The sequence below is a fragment of the Pseudomonas sp. PSB18 genome, assembly GCF_014596565.1.
In the GTDB taxonomy this organism is placed as follows: Bacteria; Pseudomonadota; Gammaproteobacteria; order Pseudomonadales; family Pseudomonadaceae; genus Aquipseudomonas.
Map to the genome: position 1 here is coordinate 605,264 of NZ_NOIN01000003.1, position 22,664 is coordinate 627,927.

Genomic DNA, 22,664 nt, shown 5'->3' on the forward strand with positions numbered 1-22,664 from the left:
GTAGCACTTAAACGCTTGACTTCTTAATGGGGCCGCTGCGCCCGATTTCAAGCCTGCTCGTCAATAGAAGGTGAAACCGGTGCGGGCGTCTTGCTGACCACGACCATGGCCGGGCGCAACAGACGGCCATTGAGCAGGTAACCTTTCTGGAAAACCTTCAGAACACTGTTTGGCTCGACGTCGGCACTTTCCTGCATCGCCATGGCCTGGTGGTGCTCGGCGTTGAAGGGTTCGCCGTGGGGGTCGATGGCTTCGAGCTGATAGCGCTTGAGGGTGTCCTGGAACATTTTCAGGGTCAGCTCGATGCCTTCACGCATCGGGCGAATGTTCTCATCGTCCGGATTGGACAGCTCCAGGCCGCGCTCCAGGCTGTCGATGATCGGCAGCAGGTCGCCGGCGAAGCGCTCCAGAGCGAATTTGTGAGCCTTTTCCACATCCTGCTCGGCGCGACGGCGGACGTTCTGCAGATCGGCTGCTACACGCAACGCCTGATCCTGCGCACCGGCCAGTTGCTCCTCGAGCACTTGTACACGGGCTGCCAGATCGCCACCCGAATCCTGGGAGGTCTGATTGGCCTCTTGGTTTTGCGTATCCTGCGTCTGTTCGTCAGCCATAGTTTTCTCCTCTCAACTTCGTCCGCGAGCTCGACTCGCGCTTCTGCCCCCGTATATGGGGCCGGGTTTTCCGGCTTCAAGGGGCGCCCGACGAATTAACCTTACAAAAAGCAATTGCATACCTATTACCTGCCGCGCTAAGAAATTCGCTTCATCAAGCAAATCGAGCTAAGCGAGGGCATTGTCAGTCCGAAACAAAACACTGTATAAATAACCAGACCTAACGCCTGGGAGCGGCTTTATGCTGGTGCACCTGTCCGTACACAACTACGCCATCGTCGAACACCTCGACCTCGAACTTGACCGAGGCATGAGCGTGATTACCGGTGAGACCGGCGCCGGCAAGTCGATCATGCTCGATGCCCTGGGCTTGACACTGGGTGATCGCGCCGACAGCGGCGTCGTACGCCCCGGCGCAGACAAAGCCGACATCCTGGCGACCTTCGACCTGGTCGACATCCCCGAAGCCAGCGCCTGGCTGGCCGAACGCGACCTGGATACCGACGGCCTGTGCATCCTGCGCCGGATCATCACCGCCGAAGGCCGCTCCCGAGGCTACATCAACGGCACTCCCTGCCCCCTGGGTGACCTCAAGGCCCTCGGGGAACTGCTGATCGACATCCACAGCCAGCACGAACACCAATCCCTGCTCAAGACCGACACCCATCGCCGCCTGCTCGATGAATATGCCGGAGCCACCGACCTGGCCCGCCAGGTCCAACTGGCCGCCCAACGCTGGCGCCAGACCCGGCAGGAACTGGACCGCCTCTCCAACTCCGGCGACGAACAGCGTGCCCGCCACCAACTATTGAGCTACCAGCTCGAAGAACTGGAGAACCTGGCACTGGGAGAAAATGAGCTGGAGGAGCTGGAGCAGGAACACAAGAACCTGACCAATGCCGAAACCCTGCTGGGTATCTGCCGGCAAGTCGTCGAGCAATGCAGCGAAAGTGATTCGGGCAACGTACTCAATGCACTGACAGCCAGCCTGAACCGACTCTCCAGCGTGAACAACTCCGTCGGCGCCCTGAGCGAAGCAACCAACCTGCTGACCAGCGCACAGATCCAGGTCGAGGAGGCCGTGGGGGAACTCAACCGGTTCCTCGACCATTTCGATGCCGACCCGGCGCGCCTGCAATACCTGGAAGAGCGCCTGGACACTATCTATACGCTCGCGCGCAAACACCGCGTCCAGCCCACCGATGTCATCGAGCTGCAGCAACGCCTGCTGGAAGAGTTGGAAACCCTGAACGCCAACGATGAATCCATCGAGCGCCTGGGGGACGAACTGGCCTCCTATGCCCGTCATTACCAGGAGAAGGCCAAGGAACTCAGCGAGCTGCGCCGCATAGCCGCCACCGGACTGGCCAGCGCGGTGGAGCAGGAAATCCAGCGCCTGGGCATGCCGGGAGGGCGCTTCACCATCGAACTGCGCCCCAACGCAGGGGACGAACTTCAGCCCAACGGGCTGGAGCAGGTGGAGCTGCTGGTCAGTGCCAACCCTGGGCAACCCCTCAAGGCGTTGGCGAAAGTCGCCTCCGGCGGCGAGTTGTCGCGCATCAGCCTGGCCATCCAGGTCATCACCGCGCAAACCTCACGGGTGCCGACGCTGGTATTCGACGAAGTGGATGTGGGTATTGGCGGACCGACCGCGGAAATTGTCGGCCAGCTGCTGCGCAGGCTGGGGGAGCGCGGCCAGGTGCTGACGGTCACTCACCTGCCTCAGGTCGCCGCACAAGGGCATCAACATCTATTTGTCCATAAAGTGCGTGGTGAGGACGCCACCCGTACCGCAGTGTCCAAGCTCAGCAAGAGCGAGCGCGTTGAGGAAGTGGCAAGGATGCTAGGCGGGATCGATCTCACCAAGGAGTCCCTGGCCCACGCGAAAAAAATGGTCGTCGCGGCGAAATCCTGAAGAAGCCGGGACGATCACCCAAATGAAAGAAGGCGACCCTGAGGTCGCCTTCTTTCATTTTCCATGCTTACTTCTTCTCGCGTACATGCAAGACGAGATGGTGATCGATCAGCTCGAAGCCATGCTCTTCAGCAATTGCTTTTTGCAGCTTTTCAATTTCAGGACTGATGAACTCGATAACCTCACGGGTTTCCACATTCACCATGTGGTCGTGGTGCTCCCCATCTGCCAATTCAAAGACCGCATGACCGCCATCGAAATTATGGCGAGCCACGAGGCCGGCAGCCTCGAATTGGGTCAGAACACGGTAAACCGTGGCCAGACCGACGTCCTCGCCTGCTTCCATGAGGGCCTTGTAGACGTCTTCGGCACTCATGTGCCGCTGCTCGGCGGAGTCGAGCATTTGGAGAATCTTGACCCGTGGCAGTGTCACCTTGAGGCCGGCTTTGCGTAGTTCGCTATTTTCAACCATGGTCAGCTTTCTCGCGATGCTGCTTCGCAGCTTCTCTTAATGCGGGTATGATCGGCGTTTACGTTGTCCCAGCCAAGATAGTGGAAGTCGCCCACCGATGCAAAACACCAAGCTCTTGCTAACCAGTTTCACCTTCGTGGGACTGCTCGCACTCGCCGGTTGTTCATTCCCCGGGGTTTACAAAATCGACATCCAGCAGGGCAATGTCGTGACGCAGGACATGATAGACCAGTTACGCCCGGGAATGACCCGTCGGCAAGTACGGTTTATCATGGGTAACCCCCTGCTGACCGACACGTTCCATGCCGATCGCTGGGATTATCTCTACAGCTTGCAGCCTGGAGGCGGTGAGCGCCAGCAGGAACGCATCAGCGTTATCTTCAACGCCAACGACCAACTCGTCAGCCTGTCAGGCGATTTCATGCCTGGCGTGAGTCGCGACGAGGCCATCATGGGCAAGGACAGCGGCACGACGGTCACGCCGGCCGAGAACGGCGAGAAGGCGAAACCGGAAAAACCGGTCAAGCCAGGTTCGTTGCTGGACCAGATCCAGAAGGATGTGGACAGCGTCGAAACCGTCCCCGTCCCGACGCCAGAACCACTGGACACTACGCCGCAATAAATTGCGACATGAAAAAACCCGGCATGCCGGGTTTTTTATTGCCTGCAATCCAGGTCCGATTATTGATTCTGCTTACGGGCCTCGGCAGCCTTGGCCGCACGCAGGCGACGGATCTCCTTCGGGTCCGCCAGCAACGGCCGGTAAATCTCAAGACGATCACCCGCCTGGACCGCCTGGCACTCGGGATCGGCAATCACCTTGCTGAAAATCCCCACCGGGCACGTGGCCAGGTCAAGCTCCGGGAACTCATCGGCAATGCCCGATGCAACCAGCGCAGCGCGAACTGTCGTGCCTTGCGGCACCGTAAATGTTCGCAAGACCTGACGCTGGACGGCGGCATAGACCACTTCTATCTCGATCAACGCTTGAGCTCGGCATTTTGCTTGGCGCGCTGGCAGAACGCGTCGACCAGGGTATTGGCCGCCTGATTGAACAACGGCCCCAGCGTGGCCCGGACCAACGGACCTGCGTAATCGAACGACAGATCCAGGCTGATCTTGCAGGCCTTCTCACCCAACGGTTTGAACACCCAGATACCGTGAAGCTGGTTGAAAGGGCCTTCTTCCAGGTTCATTTCGATGGATTGACCGGGTACCAGGGTATTGCGCGTCACGAAATGCTGGCTCAACCCGCCCTTGGCGACGTTCAGGCTGGCACGCATATGGGTCTCGGAACTCTCGAGCACCTCGGCGGACGAGCACCAGGGCAGGAACTGCGGATAACTCGCCACATCATTGACCAGGTCGTACAGCGCCTGCGCCGGATAGGGCAGCAAGGCCGAGCGTTGAATATGTGTCGTCATGTAAGCGTCACTTCCACAGCTGGGCGGCAAACACCACGAGGATGCCGATCGGGGCCACGTAGCGCATCAGGAACAGGCTCAAGGCAAACAATACAGGGCTGCGCAGCGACAACTCATCGCGTACGGCTTCACGCCCCATGATCCACCCTGCAAATACCACGAAACACAAACCACCCAATGGCAGCATGATCCGTGATGTAAAGAAATCAATCACGCCGAAGAAATCCAGTCCTCCGGTTGCTCCCCATTGGTAGAGGCGGAACAGGCCGTCTTCGTTCACGAAAAACTTCGCCTGCTTCCATATATTGAAGGAAAACACCGTCCCCAGCCCCACAAACCAACAGGTGAAGGCCAGCCAGAACGTCACCCAGGCGCGACTGATCCGGGTCCGTTCAACCAGGTAGGCCACCATGGGCTCCAACAGGGAAATCGCCGAGCTCCAGGCCGCAATGGCGACCAGGACGAAAAATATCACGCCCATCACCTGGCCGAACGCCATGTTGCCAAAGGCAAAGGGCAAGCTGACAAACATCAAGCCTGGACCCTCACTGGGGTTCAGGCCGGCGGCGAACACAATTGGAAACAACGCCATACCTGCCATCAGCGATACGAAGGTATCCAGCAGCGCGACACCGACGACGGTCCTGGTGAGCGAGGCGTTCTTCGGCATGTAGGCGCCATAGATCATGATCGAGCCAACCCCCACACTCAGGGAGAAAAAGGCATGCCCCATGGCCGACAGCAGACCGTCCATGACCTTCTCCGGCTTGAAGTCGAACATGAAGTGCAGGCCTTCCATGAAATGCCCGGTGGTCATGCTGTAGCCCAGCAGCACCAGGATCATCACGAACAGCAGCGGCATCATGATCCGCAGGCTGCGCTCAAGCCCCGCGACCACACCCTTGGCGATCACCACGGCGGAAAGCAACATGAAGACCGTGTGCCAGAGCGTCAATCTCAAGGGGTCCGAGATGACACCGCCAAAGTAGGCGCCCACCTGGTCGGGTGCCACGCCCTGAAAGTCGCCGCGCCCCATGTCGATGATGTAATCCAGCGACCAACCGCCGACCACGCTGTAGAACGACAGGATCAGCAGCGCCGTGACCATCCCGGCGAAGGCTCCCCACGACCACTTGGGCGAGTGCCCCGCCTCCTGAGCCAGCACCTTCAAGGCATTGGCCGGGCTTTGCCGGGCGCGACGGCCGATCAGGGTCTCGGCCAGCATCACCGGCGCGCCGATGAGTGCGATGCACGCCAGGAACATCAATACGAAGGCACCGCCACCGTAGACGCCGACCATGTAGGGGAATTTCCATATACTACCCAGTCCCACGGCCGAGCCGGTCGCAGCGAGTATGAAGACCCAGCGGCTAGCCCAACTGCCGTGGACAGAAACCTTGTCTGTCGACATCGTGATCACGCCCAAGCGTTCAAAAAAGAGGCCGCATTGTCCGGGATTCACTCAACGTGCTCAAGCATGCTGCTTCACCGTAGCCGACACGCACGCAACTGCCTATAATGCCGCCCCTATGGCTAAACAGAAGAAACACCCCACAGGGACCATCGCGCAAAATAAAAAGGCGCGACACGATTACTTCATCGAACAGCGTTTCGAGGCTGGCATGGTCCTGGCCGGCTGGGAAGTAAAGAGCCTGCGTGCAGGCAAGGCGCAACTGGTCGACAGCTACGTGCTGCTCAAGGATGGCGAAGCCTGGCTGCTGGGCAGCCACATCACGCCACTGACCACCGCCAGCACCCACGTGATTGCCGACCCGGTGCGCTCGCGCAAGCTGCTGCTCAACAAGCGCGAATTGGAAAAACTCTTCGCTGCCGTGCAGCAGAAGGGCTACGCCTGCGTCTGCACCTCGCTGTACTGGAGCAAGCACCTGATCAAGTGCGAGATTGCGCTGGGCAAGGGCAAGAAGGAATACGACAAGCGCGATACCGAGCGTGAGCGCGATGCCGGTCGCGAACTGCAGCGTGCTGTGCGCAACAAGGGCAAGGAAGACTAAGCCCGCGCCCAATCTAATGTAGGAGCGAGCCTGCTCGCGATGGCGGTGGGTCAGTCAACATCCATATCGACTGACAGCACGCCATCGCGAGCAGGCTCGCTCCCACAGGGTTAGCGAAACCCGACTGGCTACATCCCCTTGCGCCGCTCCGCCCGCGCCACCCGCTGCACTTCCTGACGCACTTCCTCCAACACTTCCTGCACATACAAGATATGTTGGCTGGACACTTCCCGCGCCTGCTCAGCGTGCCCGTCCACGATCGCCTGGTACAATTCCCGATGCTGACTGATCAGCATGTCGCGGGTTTCGCTGCGCTGCTTGTACATGCCACCGATGTTGGTCACCACATTGCGCTTGAGCAGGTCGAACAGCCCACGGATGGTATGCAGCAGGACCGCGTTATGACTGGCCTCGGCAATCGCCAGGTGGAACCGGGCATCCGCCGCACCCTCTTCCGCCCGACTCACTTCGTCGTGACGGGCATAGCAATCCTGCAACTCATCGAACGCCGCCGTCAGCCGCTCGCGATCCACTTCCGTGGCCCGTAGCGCCGCATAATAGGCGCAGGAGGCTTCCAGCGTATGACGGAACTCCAACAAGTCACGCTGCGCTTCGGGATTGCTTTCCAATAGCTGCAACAGCGGATCGCTGAATGTCGAGCCCAGCGATTCCACCACATAATTGCCACCGCCCTGACGACTGACCAGCAAGCCTTTGGCCGTCAGTTTCTGGATCGCCTCGCGCAACGAGGGACGTGAGACGCCGAACTGTTCGGCCAGGGTCCGCTCGGCCGGCAGCCGCTCACCAGACTTCAGCGTGCCCTCAAGGATCATTCCTTCAAGCCGCTCGACAATATCGTCAGACAAACGGCGCTGACGAATCTGATCAAACCCCATAACTCGACTCTCCACGATCCCGACCGCTCGCCGGGCTCTCTATTCTGGCCCATCCGGGGCCTGCCTACATCCACCAGAAGCCATTTAGGCAAACAGATCAGATGCGATCTGCCGCACTTATTCGACGAAAGTTTCAGGGCGGCAAATTGACACATGACAACCAAGGCTTTTACCCTAGCCGACAGCGCTTGTAAATTGGTCTTACCAATTAACCAAAACCGCTGACCAGTGCCTGACCAACAACAATTAGGGGCTCACCCACCATGCAAACCTGGCAACAGCTTTACAGCCCGCTCGGCAGTCTCGGCGTCTCCGCACTTGCGGCCGTTATTCCCATCGTATTTTTCTTCCTGGCCCTGGCGGTGTTTCGCCTCAAGGGGCACGTGGCGGGAAGCATCACCCTGGCCCTGGCGATTGCCGTGGCGATCTTTGCCTTCAACATGCCGGCCGACATGGCCTTCGCCGCCGCCGGCTACGGTTTTGCCTACGGCCTGTGGCCCATCGCCTGGATCATCGTCGCCGCCGTCTTCCTCTACAAATTGACGGTCAAGAGCGGCCAGTTCGAGGTCATCCGCAGCTCGGTGCTGTCGATCACCGATGACCAGCGCCTGCAAGTATTGCTGATTGGCTTTTGCTTCGGCGCCTTTCTGGAAGGCGCCGCCGGCTTCGGTGCACCGGTGGCGATTACTGCCGCGCTGCTCGTGGGCCTGGGCTTCAACCCGCTGTATGCCGCCGGCCTGTGCCTGATCGCCAACACCGCGCCCGTGGCGTTCGGTGCCCTGGGCATTCCGATTATCGTGGCCGGCCAGGTGACCGGGATCGACGCCGTCAAGATCGGCGCCATGACCGGACGCCAGCTGCCCTTGCTGTCGCTGTTCGTGCCGTTCTGGCTGGTGTTCATGATGGATGGCCTGCGCGGCGTGCGGGAGACCTGGCCGGCGGCGTTGGTGGCAGGCCTGAGCTTCGCCATCACCCAGTACTTCACCTCCAACTTCATCGGCCCGGAACTGCCTGACATCACCTCGGCCCTCGCCAGCTTGATCTCGCTGACGCTGTTCCTGAAAGTCTGGCAGCCCAAACGCAGCGCAGGCGCGCAGATTGCCGGCGCGACTTCCGGCGCAACGGTGACCGCCAGCGTCGGCGGTTTCGGCCAACCGCGCAGCACCGTGGCTTCGCCCTACAGCCTGGGGGAAATCATCAAGGCCTGGTCGCCGTTCCTGATCCTCACCGTACTGGTCACGATCTGGACCTTGAAACCGTTCAAGGCGATGTTCGCCGCCGGCGGCTCGATGTACGCCTGGGTATTCAACTTCGCCATCCCGCACCTGGATCAGATGGTGATCAAGGTCGCTCCTATCGTGGTCAACCCCACCGCCATTCCGGCCGTGTTCAAGCTTGATCCGATTTCCGCCACCGGCACGGCGATTTTCTTCTCCGCGCTGATCTCGATGCTGGTGCTGAAGATCAACCCAAAAACTGGTCTTACCACTTTCAAGGAAACCCTTTTCGAACTGCGCTGGCCCATCCTGTCGATCGGCATGGTGCTGGCTTTCGCCTTCGTCACCAATTACTCGGGCATGTCGTCGACCATGGCCCTGGTGCTGGCCGGCACGGGCGCGGCGTTTCCGTTCTTCTCGCCTTTCCTGGGTTGGCTGGGAGTGTTCCTGACCGGTTCCGATACCTCGTCCAACGCCCTGTTCAGTTCGCTACAAGCCACCACCGCACACCAGATCGGCGTCAACGACACCCTGCTCGTGGCGGCCAATACCAGCGGCGGCGTGACCGGCAAGATGATTTCGCCGCAATCCATCGCGGTGGCCTGCGCGGCCACCGGGCTGGTGGGCAAAGAGTCGGACCTGTTCCGTTTTACCCTGAAACACAGCCTATTCTTTGCAACGATCGTCGGCTTGATCACGTTGGCCCAGGCCTACTGGTTCACCGGCATGCTGGTGCACTGAGTCCTACAAGCTGTATGGAAAAAACCGACGCCGGAACACCCTCCGGCGTCCGCTATCGACAACCGGGTCTGCAAGGTTGCTGAAAGATTTGATCTCTATATTCAGCAGCCTCAGCGGACGGATAACCGGGACCACCCGGAGACACGCCTGATGAGCGAGCTTTTTTACAACGCCGTGCCGAACGCGACCCGTGTCGCCCCGCCATTGCCCGAGCCTCGGCAGTACCCCAGCGAAAAACCGCAACGGGTCTACCTGTTCGGCACCTGCGTGGTGGACCTGTTCTACCCCGAAGCCGGAATGGACGCGATTCATCTTCTGGAGCGCGAAGGGATCCGGGTGGAGTATCCGCAAGGGCAAACCTGTTGCGGGCAACCGGCCTACACCTCGGGTTATACCGAGCAGGCCCGGACGGTGGCGCGGGCGCAACTGGCGTTGTTCGCCGGAGATTATCCGGTGGTGGTGCCCTCGGGTTCCTGCGCCGGCATGGTGCGCGAGCATTACGCCGACCTGTTCAAGGACGAGCCCGAGACACTCAAGCAGATCCAGGCCCTGGCTGCCCGGACCTACGAACTGGCCGAGTTCCTGCTGTTCGTCTGCAAGGTGCAGCTCCAGGACAGCGGCACACCGGTGAAGATTGCGCTGCACACGTCCTGCTCGGCACGGCGTGAAATGAATACCCACCTGCATGGCCGCGCGTTGTTGGCACAGCTACGCAATGTGGAGCGGGTCGAACACAGCCACGAAAGCGAATGCTGCGGCTTTGGTGGGACATTCAGCGTTCGCATGCCGGATATTTCCGGCGCGATGGTGGCCGACAAGACCCGGGCGTTGAAGGAATCCGGCGCGCACCAGGTCATCAGTGCCGACTGTGGCTGCCTGATGAACATCAACGGCGCACTGGAAAAACAGCAGGAGGCGCTGCGCGGCCAGCACCTGGCGAGCTTTCTCTGGCAGCGTACCGGAGGTGTCGTATGAGCACGCCGACGCTGATTCCTGCCGTTGAACTGCAGGACGATTTTCGTGCCCGGGCCCACAAGGCCCTGGACGACACGCAATTGCGAAACAACTTTCGCACTGCGATGGATTCACTGATGACCAAGCGGGCAACGTCCTTCAGCGATGCCCACGAAAGAGAACACCTGCGGGTGCTGGGCAATGCCGTCCGCGCCCGTGCGTTATCGAAGCTGCCCGACCTGCTCGAGCGGCTTGAAAGCAACCTGACCCGCAACGGTGTGACTGTGCACTGGGCGGAAACGGTGGACGAAGCCAATGGCATCGTCCTCTCGATCATCCGCGCTCACGAGGCGCGGCAAGTGATCAAGGGCAAATCGATGGTCAGCGAAGAGATGGAGATGAACCATTTCCTCGAGGCTCGGGACATTGAATGTCTCGAATCCGACATGGGGGAATACATCGTCCAGCTCGACCACGAGAAGCCTTCACACATCATTATGCCGGCGATCCACAAGAATGCCGGTCAGGTCGCGTCCTTGTTCCACGACAAACTCGGCGTGGAGTACACCAAGGACGTCGACCAACTCATTCAGATCGGTCGCAAGGTCTTGCGGCAGAAATTCTTCGAGGCCGACATCGGCGTGTCGGGGGTCAATTTCGCCGTCGCCGAAACCGGCACCCTGCTGCTGGTGGAAAACGAAGGCAACGGGCGGATGTCCACCACCGTGCCACCGGTGCACATCGCCGTGACCGGCATCGAAAAAGTGGTGGAGAACCTGCGTGATGTGGTGCCGCTGCTCTCGCTGCTGACCCGCTCGGCCCTGGGCCAGCCGATCACCACCTACGTCAACATGATCTCCGGCCCGCGCAAGCCCGACGAACTGGACGGCCCCCAGGAAGTGCACCTGGTACTGCTGGACAACGGTCGCAGCCAGGCGTTTGCCGATAGCGAATTGCGCCAGACCCTGAACTGCATCCGCTGCGGCGCCTGTATGAATCATTGCCCGGTCTACACCCGAATCGGCGGTCACGCCTACGGCGAGGTTTACCCGGGACCTATCGGAAAAATCATCACGCCGCACATGGTCGGCCTGGCCAAAGTGCCAGACCACCCGAGCGCGTCCTCACTGTGTGGCGCCTGCGGCGAAGTGTGTCCGGTGAAAATCCCGATTCCAGCCCTGCTGCGGCGCCTGCGGGAAGAAAACGTCAAGGCACCGGACAACCCGAATCAAGTGATGCGCGGCCAGGGCAGTAAGTATTCGCCCAAGGAACGCTTCATCTGGAATGCCTGGGCCCGGCTCAACAGCTCGCCAAGGCTGTATCGGCTGTTCGCCTTTCTGGCCACGCGCCTGCGTGCCCTGACGCCGAGCAACGTCGGCCCCTGGACCCAGAACCACAGCGCCCCCAAACCCGCCGCCCGCTCGTTGCATGACCTGGCCCGCGACCACCTGAAAGCCCAGGGAGACCGCCGATGAGCGCTCGGGACAATATCCTCGCCAAGCTGCGTAAAAGCCTGACCGGCACCACCCCGGTTGCCGACCACTTCGACGTCGACCTGGTCACGCAAACCTACCGCTACGCGCCCGAAGAACGCATCCCGCAATTGCGCAAGCTGATGGAAGCGGTGCACACCGAAATCCACCTGACGTCGGGCGAAGGCTGGACGACGCTGCTGGCGCAGTTGCTGCGCGACCGGCAGTTGCCAAGCCTGCTGATCGCCCCAACCACCGCTCACGGGAAAAAAATCACACAGTTCTGGGCGAACAATCCGGACCTGCCGCCTCTCAAGGCCTACGACCGGCCGGTCGAGGAATGGAAAGCCGAGCTGTTCAACGACACCCCCGCCAGCCTGACCGGAACCCTGGGCGCCATCGCCGCGACTGGCAGCCTGATCCTCTGGCCGACGCGGGAAGAACCACGGCTGATGAGCCTGGTGCCACCGGTGCATTTCGCCCTGCTCAAGGCCAGTGAGATCCGCGATAACTTCTATGAAGTGCAGCAGGAATTCGAATGGGCTCAAGGCATGCCTACCAATGCCCTGCTGGTGTCAGGTCCCTCGAAAACCGCCGACATCGAACAAGTCCTGGCCTATGGCGCCCACGGCCCCAAGGATCTGGTGGTATTGATTCTGGAGGACCAATGACCCTTCCGGCCCCTTTCCTACAAGACGTGCAACAACTGATCCCACAAAAGCGCCGTTTCGACGATCCGCTGTCGACCCTGGCCTTCGGCACCGACGCCAGTTTCTATCGGCTGATTCCGAAACTGGTGGTACGGGTCGAAAGCGAAGACGAGGTGGTCGCCCTGCTGAAACTGGCCCAGCGCGACCATGTTCCCGTCACCTTCCGTGCGGCCGGCACCAGTCTGTCGGGGCAAGCCATCAGCGACTCGGTTCTGATTGTGTTGGGGGACAACTGGAACGGCCGCGAGATTCGTCAACAGGGCACGCAGATCCGTTTGCAGCCAGGCGTGATCGGTGCTCAGGCCAATGCCTGGCTGGCACCGTTCGGACGCAAGATCGGCCCGGATCCAGCGTCGATCAACGCCTGCAAGATCGGCGGTATCGTCGCCAACAACGCCAGCGGCATGTGCTGCGGCACGGCGCAGAATACCTATCACACCCTGGCCGGCATCCGTCTGGTACTGGCCGATGGCACCCGCCTCGACACCGAAGACGACGCCAGCGTGGCCGCGTTCCTAGCCAGTCACGGCGACCTGCTGGAGCGACTGGCGACCCTCGGACGCGAGACCCGCGCCAATACCGAACTGGCCGCCCGAATTCGCCACAAATACCGTCTGAAAAATACCACCGGCCTGTCACTCAACGCCCTGGTGGATTTCGACGAGCCTGTGGATATCTTGAGCCACTTGCTGGTGGGGTCCGAAGGCACCCTCGGCTTCATCAGCGCGGTGACCTACAACACAGTAATCGACCATCCGAACAAGGCCTCGGCGCTGATCGTGTTCCCGGACGTGGAAACCTGCTGCAACGCCGTCACCGTGCTAAAAAGCCAACCGGTATCGGCCGTAGAGCTGCTGGACCGGCGCAGTCTGCGCTCCGTCCAGGACAAGCCAGGCATGCCGGATTTCGTCCAACACCTGTCGATAAATGCCTGCGCCCTGCTGATCGAATCCCGCGCCGCCTCTTCGTCTTTGCTGCAAGAGCAACTGGCGCAGATCATGGCCTCCCTGGCCGGCTTTCCGGTGGAAAAGCAGGTCGACTTTACCGAAGACCCGAAGGAAAACGCCCGACTCTGGGCCATCCGCAAGGACACCTTTCCGGCGGTGGGCGCAGTGCGCAAAACCGGGACCACGGTCATCATCGAAGACGTGACCTTTCCGGTGGAACAGCTGGCGGTGGGCGTGAATCGCCTGATCGAGCTGTTCGACAAACATCACTACGACGAGGCGATCCTTTTCGGACACGCACTGGAAGGCAATCTGCACTTTGTCTTCACCCAAGGCTTCAACAACCCTGAAGAAGTCGCACGCTACCAGGCGTTCATGGACGACGTGGCACAGTTGGTCGCGGTGGAATTCGGCGGCTCGTTGAAGGCCGAGCATGGCACTGGACGCAACATGGCGCCCTTCGTCGAGCTGGAATGGGGCAGTGACGCCTATCAGTTGATGTGGCAGCTCAAGCGCCTACTCGATCCCAACGGCATCCTCAATCCAGATGTGGTGCTCAGCGAAGACCCGCAAATCCACCTCAAGCACCTCAAGCCACTGCCGGCCGCCGACGAGATCGTCGACAAGTGCATCGAATGCGGTTTCTGCGAACCGGTGTGCCCATCCAAGGACCTGACCTTGAGCCCGCGCCAGCGCATTGTGATCTGGCGGGACATCCAGGCGAAAAAGCGCGCGGGCATCGACACGTCCGAGCTGAAAACGGCCTATCAATATCAAGGCATCGACACCTGCGCCGCCACCGGGCTGTGCGCACAACGCTGCCCCGTAGGCATCAATACCGGCGAGTTGGTGAAAAAGCTCCGCGGCCGTACCGCAACGCGTACGAAAACCGCCGACTGGCTCGCGAGCAACTTCGCCATGGCCCTGCAAGGAGCGCGCTTTACGCTGCACGTTGCCAACGGCGCGCGCATGCTGCTGGGGGCACCGCGGCTGGCACGCTGGTCAACCGGGCTGCACCGTTTGTCCAAGGGCCAGGTGCCGCAATGGACCCCCGCCATGCCACAGCCGGAAAACCCCATCCGCTTCAGCCCGGCCGTCTCGGACGAACGCCCGAGAGTGGTGTACCTGGCGGCCTGCGTGTCGCGTGTCATGGGCCCTGCGGCAGGAGATAAAGAGCAGGTTTCGCTGTACGAAAAAACCCGACAGCTACTGGAAAAAGCCGGTTACCAGGTCGTCTTTCCCGACAACGTGGACAGCCTTTGCTGCGGCCAACCTTTCGCCTCAAAAGGTTACGCCGAGCAAGCTGAACACAAACGCCAGGAACTGATCGGTGCCCTATTGCACGCCAGTCGCGGCGGCCTCGACCCCATCTACTGCGACACCAGCCCGTGCACATTGCGGCTGGTCCAGGACCTCGGCGAAGCGCGCCTGGACCTGTACGACCCCGTGGGTTTCATTCGCACGCACCTGATGGAGCGCCTGGCATTCAGCCCTCAGGATGAACCCATTGCCGTGCATGTCACGTGCAGTACCCAGCACCTTGGCGAGAGCCAGGCGCTGATCGATCTGGCGCGCAAATGCAGCAAGCACGTGGTCATCCCGGAGGGCATCCACTGCTGCGGTTTCGCCGGAGACAAGGGCTTTACCACGCCTGAACTCAATGCCCACTCACTGCGTACCCTCAAGGACGCGGTTCAATACTGCACCGAGGGCATCTCCACCAGCCGTACCTGTGAGATCGGTCTGACGCAACACGGTGAAATCGATTACCACGGCCTGGTGTACCTGGTAGACCGCGTCACCCGGGCCAAACCCGCCAGCGGTGAAGGTGTTTCTGCAGGGTTCGACGAAAAATCGAATTCCTGCGCTTCGCTGTAGTCACTTGAATAGGCCCGGCTCTGTCGGGCCCCACGACAACGACTCGGCCTGACCCTGACCGGCAGCACCGAGACCACATGTTCAAGGAGATACACATGAAGCACACCGCATTTGCTGGCTTGTTCATTTCCGCTGCACTGTTGGCCTCCCCGGTGTTTGCAGCGGATAACAACCTGTGCACCGCCAAGCTTCAGGAGCTGCAGGATAAAGTCACCACGTTGCCGGCAACCTCTGAAAGCACCACCGTTGACATCAAGCAGCAGCTAGCGGACGCCAAAGCGGCCCAGGCTGCCGGCGATGAAAAGAAATGCGTCACCGAAGCCACCCAAGCGCTGTCTGACGTGGATAAACTTCGTAACGAACCGAAGCAGTAATCACAGCCAGGCCAACCTCCGGGTTGGCCTCAGCCAAGTATTGGCGTACACTGCACATGCCTGTCGCTCCAACAGCTTCACCGAGTGACAGGTTCGGGGCCGTTTAGGATTCGACGCCGGTTGCGAAACTTTAGGTGCATGCCGAGTTGGTAACAGAACTCGTAAATCCACTGTTGCAACTTCCTATAGTTGCCAATGACGAAACCTACGGGGAATACGCTCTCGCTGCGTAAGCAGCCTTAGCCCTTCCCTTCTGGTACCTTCGGGTCCAGCAATCATCAGGGGATGTCTGTAAACCCAAAGTGATTGTCATATAGAACAGAATCGCCGTGCAGTACGTTGTGGACGAAGCGGCTAAAACTTACACAACTCGCCCAAAGCACCCTGCCCGTCGGGTCGCTGAGGGTTAACTTAATAGACACGGCTACGCATGTAGTACCGACAGCGGAGTACTGGCGGACGGGGGTTCAAATCCCCCCGGCTCCACCATTTAGTCTTCCCAGGAAGACCCAGAAAAGCCGTAAAGCCTAGAGAAATCAAAGCTTTACGGCTTTTTTCTTGCCCGCGTTTTCCCACCTAATCCCAGGGCATCCCACTGTTGACGGGGGCATATATGGGGGCATAAAACGCTCATCAGCTCGCTCGGAGAGGATGTGCCCCCAATGCCCCTGAAAGACACCAACTGCCGCAACGCCAAGCCCCAGGACAAGCCATACCGCCTGTACGACGAACAAGGTTTGTACCTTGAAGTGCAGCCCAACGGAGGCCGTTACTGGCGCTTGAAGTACCGCTTTCTGGGAAAAGAAAAACGCCTGGCCCTTGGCGTTTACCCCGAGGTCGGCCTGCAAGAGGCCCGACGCAAGCGTGATGACGCTCGTGTTCAGCTCGCCGGCGGCCAAGACCCTTCGCTGCAACGGCGTATGGCCAAGGTGGTCAGCCAGCTCGATCACCAACACACCTTTGAATCGGTCGCTAAGCAATGGCTCACTATTCGCGAATCATCTTGGGATCCGGAGTACACCCGCACGGTGCGGCAGCGCCTTGAGCTCAATGCCTACCCCTGGTTGGGAAAACTCCCGATCAGCAGCATCAGCACACCCATGCTGGTCGAAAACCTGCAGCGCATCATCAAGCGCGGTGCTCGCGAGACGGCACGTCGTGTAGCCCAAATCTACAAACAGATTTTCGAGTTCGCCGAAGCTGCCGGTATCACCCCACCCAACCAGATTGGCAATCTCTCACGTACGCTCCCAGCCAAGCGGGTGAAGCACTTTGCCGCCGTGACCGATCCTGAAAAACTCGGCGCACTGCTCAAAGCACTGGATAGCTACACGGGAACACTGCCTGTTTGTTGTGCACTCAAACTGGCCCCGTTGCTGTTCTGCCGGCCCGGTGACCTGCGCCACATGGAGTGGTCGGAGGTCAATCTGGATGCGGGCGAGTGGTTGATTCCCGGCCACAAGATGAAAGGGCTCACTGCCACCAAACAGGATCGGCCGGATCATTTGGTTCCTCTCAGCCAACAAGCAGTCGCGGTTCTGCGCGAGCTGAAACCACTCACCGGCAGACATCGGTACGCCTTCCCCTCGGCACGAGGAGGCGACCGGCCGATGTCCAACAATGCCGTACTCAGCGCGTTACGCCGCATGGACATCAGCGGCGACGAAATGACTGGGCACGGCTTTCGTGCGACAGCGAGAACCATAGGCGCTGAGGTGCTGGGGTTTCGCCCCGATCTTCTGGAGCATCAGCTTGCTCACACGGTAAAAAATCCGCTGGGACGTGCGTACGATCGAACCACCTTCTTGCCGGAGCGGCGTGAAATAATGCAGATCTGGGCCGACTTTTTGGACTCGATAAAACGCTGAATGCAAGCGCCCCCATCAGCCAGCAAGCCTTCAAGCTAATACAAGCACTATCTTATCGCTCCAGTACTGACTGAATTGCTAAACTGCGCCGATTTGGCGCCTGTAATGCGCCAGGCGCAGTCCAAAAGGAATTCCTACCGATGTCAGCCTTATCAGCTTTGCTGAATACCTACCGCAGCGCTTCTGTCACCGAACGCGAAAAAGGTACTTATTTCGAAGAGCTGATTTGCACTTACCTCCGCAACGAAGCCACCTACCGCGACCTTTACGACAAAGTATGGACGTATGCGGAGTGGGCGAAGGAACAAAGCCTCAGTGGCAAGGATGCGGGCATTGATTTAGTGGCTCGCACCCAGGGCACCGGCGAGTACCATGCCATCCAGTGCAAGCTGTACGCCGAGGACTACAAAGTCCAGAAGAAGGACATAGACAGTTTCTTCACCGCCTCGGGCAAGGCGCCGTTCTCGCACCGCGTAATCGTAGCCACCACCAACAACTGGAGCGAGCACGCTGAGGACGCGTTGCAGGGCCAGCAGCCTCCGGTCAGTAAAATCGACCTGCAAGCCCTGGAAGACAGCCAGATAGACTGGGCCAAATACCAGCCCCATCAAGCCGTCGCGCTCAAGGCCAAGAAGCAGCTACGCGAGCACCAGCAAACCGCGCTGAATGCCGTTGCCGCTGGCCTAAAGGACGCCGAACGCGGCAAGCTGATCATGGCCTGCGGCACCGGCAAGACCTTCACCAGCCTGAAAATTGCCGAGCAGCAGGCCGGCAAGGGCAAGCGCGTACTGTTCCTGGTACCCAGCCTGTCGCTACTGTCGCAGACTCTCACCGAATGGACGCAGGAAAGCGCAACCCCGCTCCACAGCTTTGCCGTCTGCTCCGACAGCGACGTTGGCAAGAAGCGCAAAGCAGAGGATGACGCGGTTCAGGTGTTCACCCACGAGCTACGCTACCCGGCCACCACTAAGGCAGATCGCCTCGCAGCGGAAATGCTCAAGCGCCATGATGCCGAGCACATGAGCGTGGTGTTCTCCACCTATCACTCCATCGACGTGATCAGCCGTGCCCAGGCCGATCATGGCCTGGCCGCTTTCGATCTGGTGATCTGCGACGAAGCGCACCGCACCACGGGCGCCACCTTTGGCGACGATGACGAAAGCAACTTTGTGCGCGTTCACGATGCCGACTACATCCGCGCCACCAAACGTCTGTACATGACCGCCACGCCGCGCATCTACGGTGACAACGCCAAGCTCAAGGCCGAGTCCGGTGAAGTCACCCTGTGCTCGATGGATGACGACGCGCTCTACGGCAAAGAGCTGTTCGTCATCAACTTCTCCGAGGCCGTTCAGCGGGGCCTGCTCACCGATTACAAGGTGCTGGTACTCACCGTCGAGGAGAGCACCATCAGCCGGCGCCTTCAGGAGATGCTGAAGGACGAGAACAACCAGCTCAAGGTAGACGACGCCGCCAAGATAGTCGGTTGCTGGAAGGCGCTGGCCAAGCAGGGATTGGCCGAAAACCTGGTGGGTGATGATCAGCCCATGAGGCGCGCTGTAGCTTTCTGCCAGGTCATCTCGCCCAACTACAAGGGCACCAAGCACAAGGTCAGCTCGATCAACATCGCCAGCATGTTCCAGTCGGTGGTGGAGGCTTATCAGGAGTCAGAAAACATCGATGAGGCCTCACGCATCATATGCGAAGCCGCACATGTCGATGGCGGCATGAACGCCAGCGCCAAGGAAGCCAAGCTCAACTGGCTTAAGGAAGAACCGCCAGCCAACACCTGCCGCATCCTCAGTAACGTGCGCTGCCTGTCTGAAGGTGTGGACGTACCGGCGCTGGACGCCGTGCTCTTCCTCACCCCGCGCAATTCCCAGGTCGACGTTGTGCAATCGGTGGGCCGGGTGATGCGCAACGCACCGGGTAAAAAACGCGGCTACGTGGTGCTGCCCGTGGTCATTCCGGCCGGCATGGAGCCCCACGAAGCGCTTAATGACAACCAGACCTACAAAGTGGTCTGGCAGGTGCTTCAGGCACTGCGTTCGCACGACGACAGCTTCGACGCCATGGTCAACAAGCTCGACCTGATCGGCTCTGACCCGCGCAAGATGGAAGTCATCGCCATCACCGACAAGGCCGATAAAAAGGCCAGGAAAACTAGCGGCACCAGCAACGGCCAGGCAGGCAAAGGCCAGTACGGCATTGGTGAGAAACGCGCTAAGTACGATGTCGAAGGCCAGATGACCCAGCAGGCGGAGCTGGCCTATGAGGTGGGGGAAATCGAGAAGGCCATCTACGCCAAAATCGTCGACAAGTGCGGCAACCGCCATCACTGGGAAGACTGGGCCAACGACATCGCCAAGATTGCCCGTACGCATATCGACCGTATCCAAGGCATTTTGGAGAACCCTGAATACACCAAGGAGAGAGCGACTTTCGAGGCCTTCGCTGCTGAGCTGCGCGATGATCTCAACGACAGTATCAGCGATGGCGAGATCATCGAAATGCTTGCCCAGCATCTGGTAACCAAGCCAGTGTTCGATGCACTGTTCGAGGAATACAGCTTTGCAAGCCACAACCCCATGTCCAAGGCCATGCAAGGCGTACTGAATGCGCTACATGAGCACCACCTGGCCAAGGAAGCCGACACTCTAGAGAAGTTCTACGCCAGCGTGCGTCAGCGTGCTGCCGGTATTGACAACGCCCAGGGCAAGCAGAAGATCATCGTCGAGCTGTACGACAAATTCTTCCGCAACGCCTTTCCCAAAATGACAGAGCGATTGGGAATTGTTTATACGCCAGTCGAAGTGGTGGACTTCATCCTCCACAGCGTTAATCACCTGCTACAACAGGAGTTCGGCCAGACGCTGGGTAGCAAGGGCGTTCACATCATCGACCCCTTCACCGGCACAGGAACTTTCATCACCCGCCTGATCCAGTCTGGCCTGATCAAGCCGGAAGAGTTGCCGCACAAATACAGGCACGAGATCCATGCCAACGAACTGGTGTTGCTGGCCTACTATATTGCCGCCATCAATATCGAAGCGGCCTACCACGGCGAAGTAATCGACGAGTACACGCCGTTTGAAGGTATCTGTCTGACCGACACCTTCCAAATGTATGAGAAGGACGACTTGGTAGACGCGCTGCTGGAGGACAACAGTGCCCGACGCAAGCGGCAGAAGGCGCTGGATATTCGGGTGATTGTGGGCAACCCACCGTACTCCATTGGGCAGGGTAGCCAGAACGATAACAACCAGAATATCAGCTACCCAGCATTGGATCAGCGCATTGAGGAGACCTATGCTGCACGCTCCAGCGCCACTCTCGCTAAAGGGCTGTATGACAGCTATATCCGCGCCATTCGCTGGGCCAGCGACCGTATTGGTGATGCCGGCATCATCGGCTTTGTCACCAATGCAGGGTTTCTAGAAGCCAACACCGCCGGCGGATTGCGCAAGTGCCTGGCCGATGAATTCTCTAGCCTTTATGTGTTCCACCTGCGTGGCAACCAGCGTACCAGTGGCGAAACCTCACGCAAAGAAGGTGGCAAGATCTTTGGCAGCGGCAGCCGTGCCCCCATCGCCATCTCGCTGCTGATCAAGAACCCCGACGCACAGAGCCACGGTCGAATTCACTTCCACGATATTGGTGACTACCTGAGTCGTGAGCAGAAGCTGGAGAAACTCGCTGGCTATGCCAGCGTGGGTGGTATCGAGCAGTGGCGGCTGATTAGCCCAGATGAGCACGGGGACTGGTTAAAACAGCGCGATGAAAGTTTTGCCGACCATATTGTGTTAGGTGATAAGAAGGGCGATGGCATAAAACTGTTCGATAACTTCTCGTTGGGCGTAGTAACCAACCGGGATGCCTGGGCCTACAACGCTAGTCGGGGCAAGCTGGAGGCCAACATGACAAGCATGATTGATTTCTATAATGCTGAGGTGACGCGTTTCAATTCGATGTACCCAGAGCTGGACAAAAAGAAGCGTGAAGCGGTCTTGGACGACTTCATTGATACCAACCCCGAGCGTATTAGCTGGACGCGTGGTTTGAAGCAAGAACTGGCGAAAAACCGCTCTTTTGGATGCGAAGCTACCTCCCTGACGCCTTCGCTTTATCGTCCATTTACTAAACAATGGTTATATTTTAACCGCACTTTCAATGAGATGGTGCTTCAGATGCCGAGGATATTTCCGCATGCAGAAGCGGAAAACTTGGTAATAAATACAACATCGGTAGGCGGTTTTTTTTCTGTGCTCATTGCCAATACTCTGCCAAGTAAGTTTGTTGGCGAGGATGTTGTCCAATGGTTCCCGCTCTACCTCTACGACGAGCAAGCCCAAGCTACTGATAATGAAGGGGGTACTGGTGACTTGTTCGCTCGAGGTAGGGTTGAGTCTGGCCTAAAACGCCGCGACGCCATTACCGAGGCAGGGCTGGCACACTTCCGGAGTGCCTACCCCGCCGAGCAGATCAGCAAAGAAGACCTGTTCTATTACGTCTACGGCATCCTGCATTCGCCGGATTACCGCGAACGCTTTTCCGACAACCTTAGCAAAGAACTGCCACGCATCCCGGCAGTAAAGAAAGCCGCCGATTTCTGGGCCTTCAGCAAAGCCGGCCGCGCCTTGGCTGACTTTCACCTTAACTACGAAACAGTCGAGCTGTACCCTCTGACCATCGAAACCAAGGGCCAGCTCACCAATGCCGATTACCGGGTAGAGAAGATGAAGTTCGCCAAGAAAGGCGAAAAGAACACGGTCATCTACAACACCCGCATCACCCTAAAGGGCATTCCTGAAGCGGCCTGGGATTACGTGGTCAACGGCAAGGCCGCACTGGACTGGGTGATGGAGCGCCAAGCCGTGCGCACCGACAAAGCCAGCGGGATCGTCAACGACGCCAACGACTGGGCCGTGGAAACCATGGGTAACCCTAAGTACCCACTAGAGCTGTTCCAGCGCGTGGTCACTGTTAGCCTGGAAACCCAGAAAATCGTCAAGGCGCTGCCCAAGCTCGATATCGCTACAGATAACTAGTTGAGCCCGATAAACGCTGAGCACTCAGATAGCCACTGCCCTGGTTGGGCCATCCTTTCCCAACCAAGGCAGTGCACCCGCTGATTGCCAGCCCGGAACTCTCATGTTAAAAAGTGTCCGTC

General features: G+C 59.3%; 17 protein-coding genes and 1 other RNA gene. 12 read left to right on the forward strand and 6 right to left on the reverse strand.

The window, feature by feature from the left end:
- Positions 1 to 47: 47 nt before the first annotated feature.
- The gene (gene grpE, locus CGA22_RS10525; RefSeq protein WP_041025004.1) at positions 48 to 614 is read right to left on the reverse strand and encodes a nucleotide exchange factor GrpE; all 567 of its coding nucleotides are present in this window, start codon (positions 612 to 614) and stop codon (positions 48 to 50) included.
- Between the two features lie 241 nt (positions 615 to 855).
- On the opposite strand from grpE, the gene recN reads away from it, so the two are divergent.
- On the forward strand, positions 856 to 2,529 hold the full coding sequence (gene recN, locus CGA22_RS10530) for a DNA repair protein RecN (protein ID WP_041025005.1): 1,674 nt from the start codon (positions 856 to 858) through the stop codon (positions 2,527 to 2,529).
- Positions 2,530 to 2,596: 67 nt separating this feature from the next.
- On the opposite strand, the gene fur is transcribed toward recN, so the two are convergent.
- Positions 2,597 to 3,001, reverse strand: coding sequence for a ferric iron uptake transcriptional regulator (gene fur / locus CGA22_RS10535; RefSeq protein ID WP_041025006.1), 405 nt, complete (start codon positions 2,999 to 3,001; stop codon positions 2,597 to 2,599).
- A gap of 97 nt (positions 3,002 to 3,098) precedes the next feature.
- Here fur and CGA22_RS10540 point away from each other — a divergent pair, with 97 nt between their 5' ends.
- Positions 3,099 to 3,623 (forward strand): outer membrane protein assembly factor BamE, encoded by a 525-nt coding sequence (locus CGA22_RS10540; protein WP_041025007.1) that lies wholly within the window; start codon positions 3,099 to 3,101, stop codon positions 3,621 to 3,623.
- A 59-nt stretch (positions 3,624 to 3,682) separates the two neighbouring features.
- Here CGA22_RS10540 and CGA22_RS10545 read toward each other — a convergent pair whose 3' ends face one another.
- Genes CGA22_RS10545 through CGA22_RS10555 form a run of 3 tightly spaced genes read right to left on the reverse strand, consistent with a single transcriptional unit; the run spans position 3,683 to position 5,836 of the window.
- Positions 3,683 to 3,985, reverse strand: a complete 303-nt coding sequence (locus CGA22_RS10545; RefSeq protein WP_041025008.1) for an RnfH family protein — start codon at positions 3,983 to 3,985, stop codon at positions 3,683 to 3,685.
- A complete protein-coding gene (locus CGA22_RS10550) occupies positions 3,982 to 4,425 on the reverse strand; it encodes a type II toxin-antitoxin system RatA family toxin (protein WP_041025009.1) in 444 nt (147 codons plus the stop codon). The genes CGA22_RS10545 and CGA22_RS10550 overlap by 4 nt, the downstream gene beginning before the upstream one ends.
- A 7-nt stretch (positions 4,426 to 4,432) precedes the next feature.
- Positions 4,433 to 5,836, reverse strand: a complete 1,404-nt coding sequence (locus CGA22_RS10555) for a sodium-dependent transporter (RefSeq protein WP_041025023.1) — start codon at positions 5,834 to 5,836, stop codon at positions 4,433 to 4,435.
- A gap of 118 nt (positions 5,837 to 5,954) precedes the next feature.
- Between CGA22_RS10555 and smpB the strand changes: the two genes are divergently transcribed.
- Positions 5,955 to 6,437 (forward strand): SsrA-binding protein SmpB, encoded by a 483-nt coding sequence (gene smpB / locus CGA22_RS10560; RefSeq protein ID WP_041025010.1) that lies wholly within the window; start codon positions 5,955 to 5,957, stop codon positions 6,435 to 6,437.
- A 128-nt stretch (positions 6,438 to 6,565) separates the two neighbouring features.
- Here smpB and CGA22_RS10565 read toward each other — a convergent pair whose 3' ends face one another.
- On the reverse strand, positions 6,566 to 7,333 hold the full coding sequence (locus CGA22_RS10565) for an FCD domain-containing protein (protein WP_041025011.1): 768 nt from the start codon (positions 7,331 to 7,333) through the stop codon (positions 6,566 to 6,568).
- Positions 7,334 to 7,596: 263 nt separating this feature from the next.
- On the opposite strand from CGA22_RS10565, the gene CGA22_RS10570 reads away from it, so the two are divergent.
- The 9 genes from CGA22_RS10570 (at position 7,597) to CGA22_RS10610 (ending at position 22,542) form a co-directional block, all read left to right on the forward strand.
- Positions 7,597 to 9,291, forward strand: a complete 1,695-nt coding sequence (locus CGA22_RS10570; protein WP_041025012.1) for a lactate permease LctP family transporter — start codon at positions 7,597 to 7,599, stop codon at positions 9,289 to 9,291.
- 150 nt (positions 9,292 to 9,441) lie between these two features.
- Positions 9,442 to 10,266, forward strand: coding sequence for a (Fe-S)-binding protein (locus CGA22_RS10575; RefSeq protein WP_041025013.1), 825 nt, complete (start codon positions 9,442 to 9,444; stop codon positions 10,264 to 10,266).
- Positions 10,263 to 11,720 carry a LutB/LldF family L-lactate oxidation iron-sulfur protein gene (locus CGA22_RS10580; protein WP_041025014.1) on the forward strand — a complete coding sequence of 486 codons (1,458 nt, stop codon included), beginning with the start codon at positions 10,263 to 10,265 and terminating at the stop codon, positions 11,718 to 11,720. Before CGA22_RS10575 ends, CGA22_RS10580 begins: the two co-directional genes overlap by 4 nt.
- Complete coding sequence (locus tag CGA22_RS10585; RefSeq protein ID WP_041025015.1) at positions 11,717 to 12,388, forward strand: lactate utilization protein C; 672 nt, start codon at positions 11,717 to 11,719, stop codon at positions 12,386 to 12,388. The genes CGA22_RS10580 and CGA22_RS10585 overlap by 4 nt, the downstream gene beginning before the upstream one ends.
- Entirely contained in the window at positions 12,385 to 15,252 is a 2,868-nt protein-coding gene (locus CGA22_RS10590; protein ID WP_188258566.1) for an FAD-binding and (Fe-S)-binding domain-containing protein, read from the forward strand. The genes CGA22_RS10585 and CGA22_RS10590 overlap by 4 nt, the downstream gene beginning before the upstream one ends.
- A gap of 95 nt (positions 15,253 to 15,347) precedes the next feature.
- Positions 15,348 to 15,626 carry a hypothetical protein gene (locus tag CGA22_RS10595; RefSeq protein ID WP_041025017.1) on the forward strand — a complete coding sequence of 93 codons (279 nt, stop codon included), beginning with the start codon at positions 15,348 to 15,350 and terminating at the stop codon, positions 15,624 to 15,626.
- A gap of 95 nt (positions 15,627 to 15,721) precedes the next feature.
- Positions 15,722 to 16,115: a transfer-messenger RNA gene (ssrA, locus tag CGA22_RS10600) on the forward strand.
- Between the two features lie 173 nt (positions 16,116 to 16,288).
- On the forward strand, positions 16,289 to 17,494 hold the full coding sequence (locus CGA22_RS10605) for a tyrosine-type recombinase/integrase (RefSeq protein ID WP_188258567.1): 1,206 nt from the start codon (positions 16,289 to 16,291) through the stop codon (positions 17,492 to 17,494).
- Between the two features lie 140 nt (positions 17,495 to 17,634).
- Complete coding sequence (locus tag CGA22_RS10610; protein WP_188258568.1) at positions 17,635 to 22,542, forward strand: DEAD/DEAH box helicase; 4,908 nt, start codon at positions 17,635 to 17,637, stop codon at positions 22,540 to 22,542.
- Positions 22,543 to 22,664: the final 122 nt, after the last annotated feature.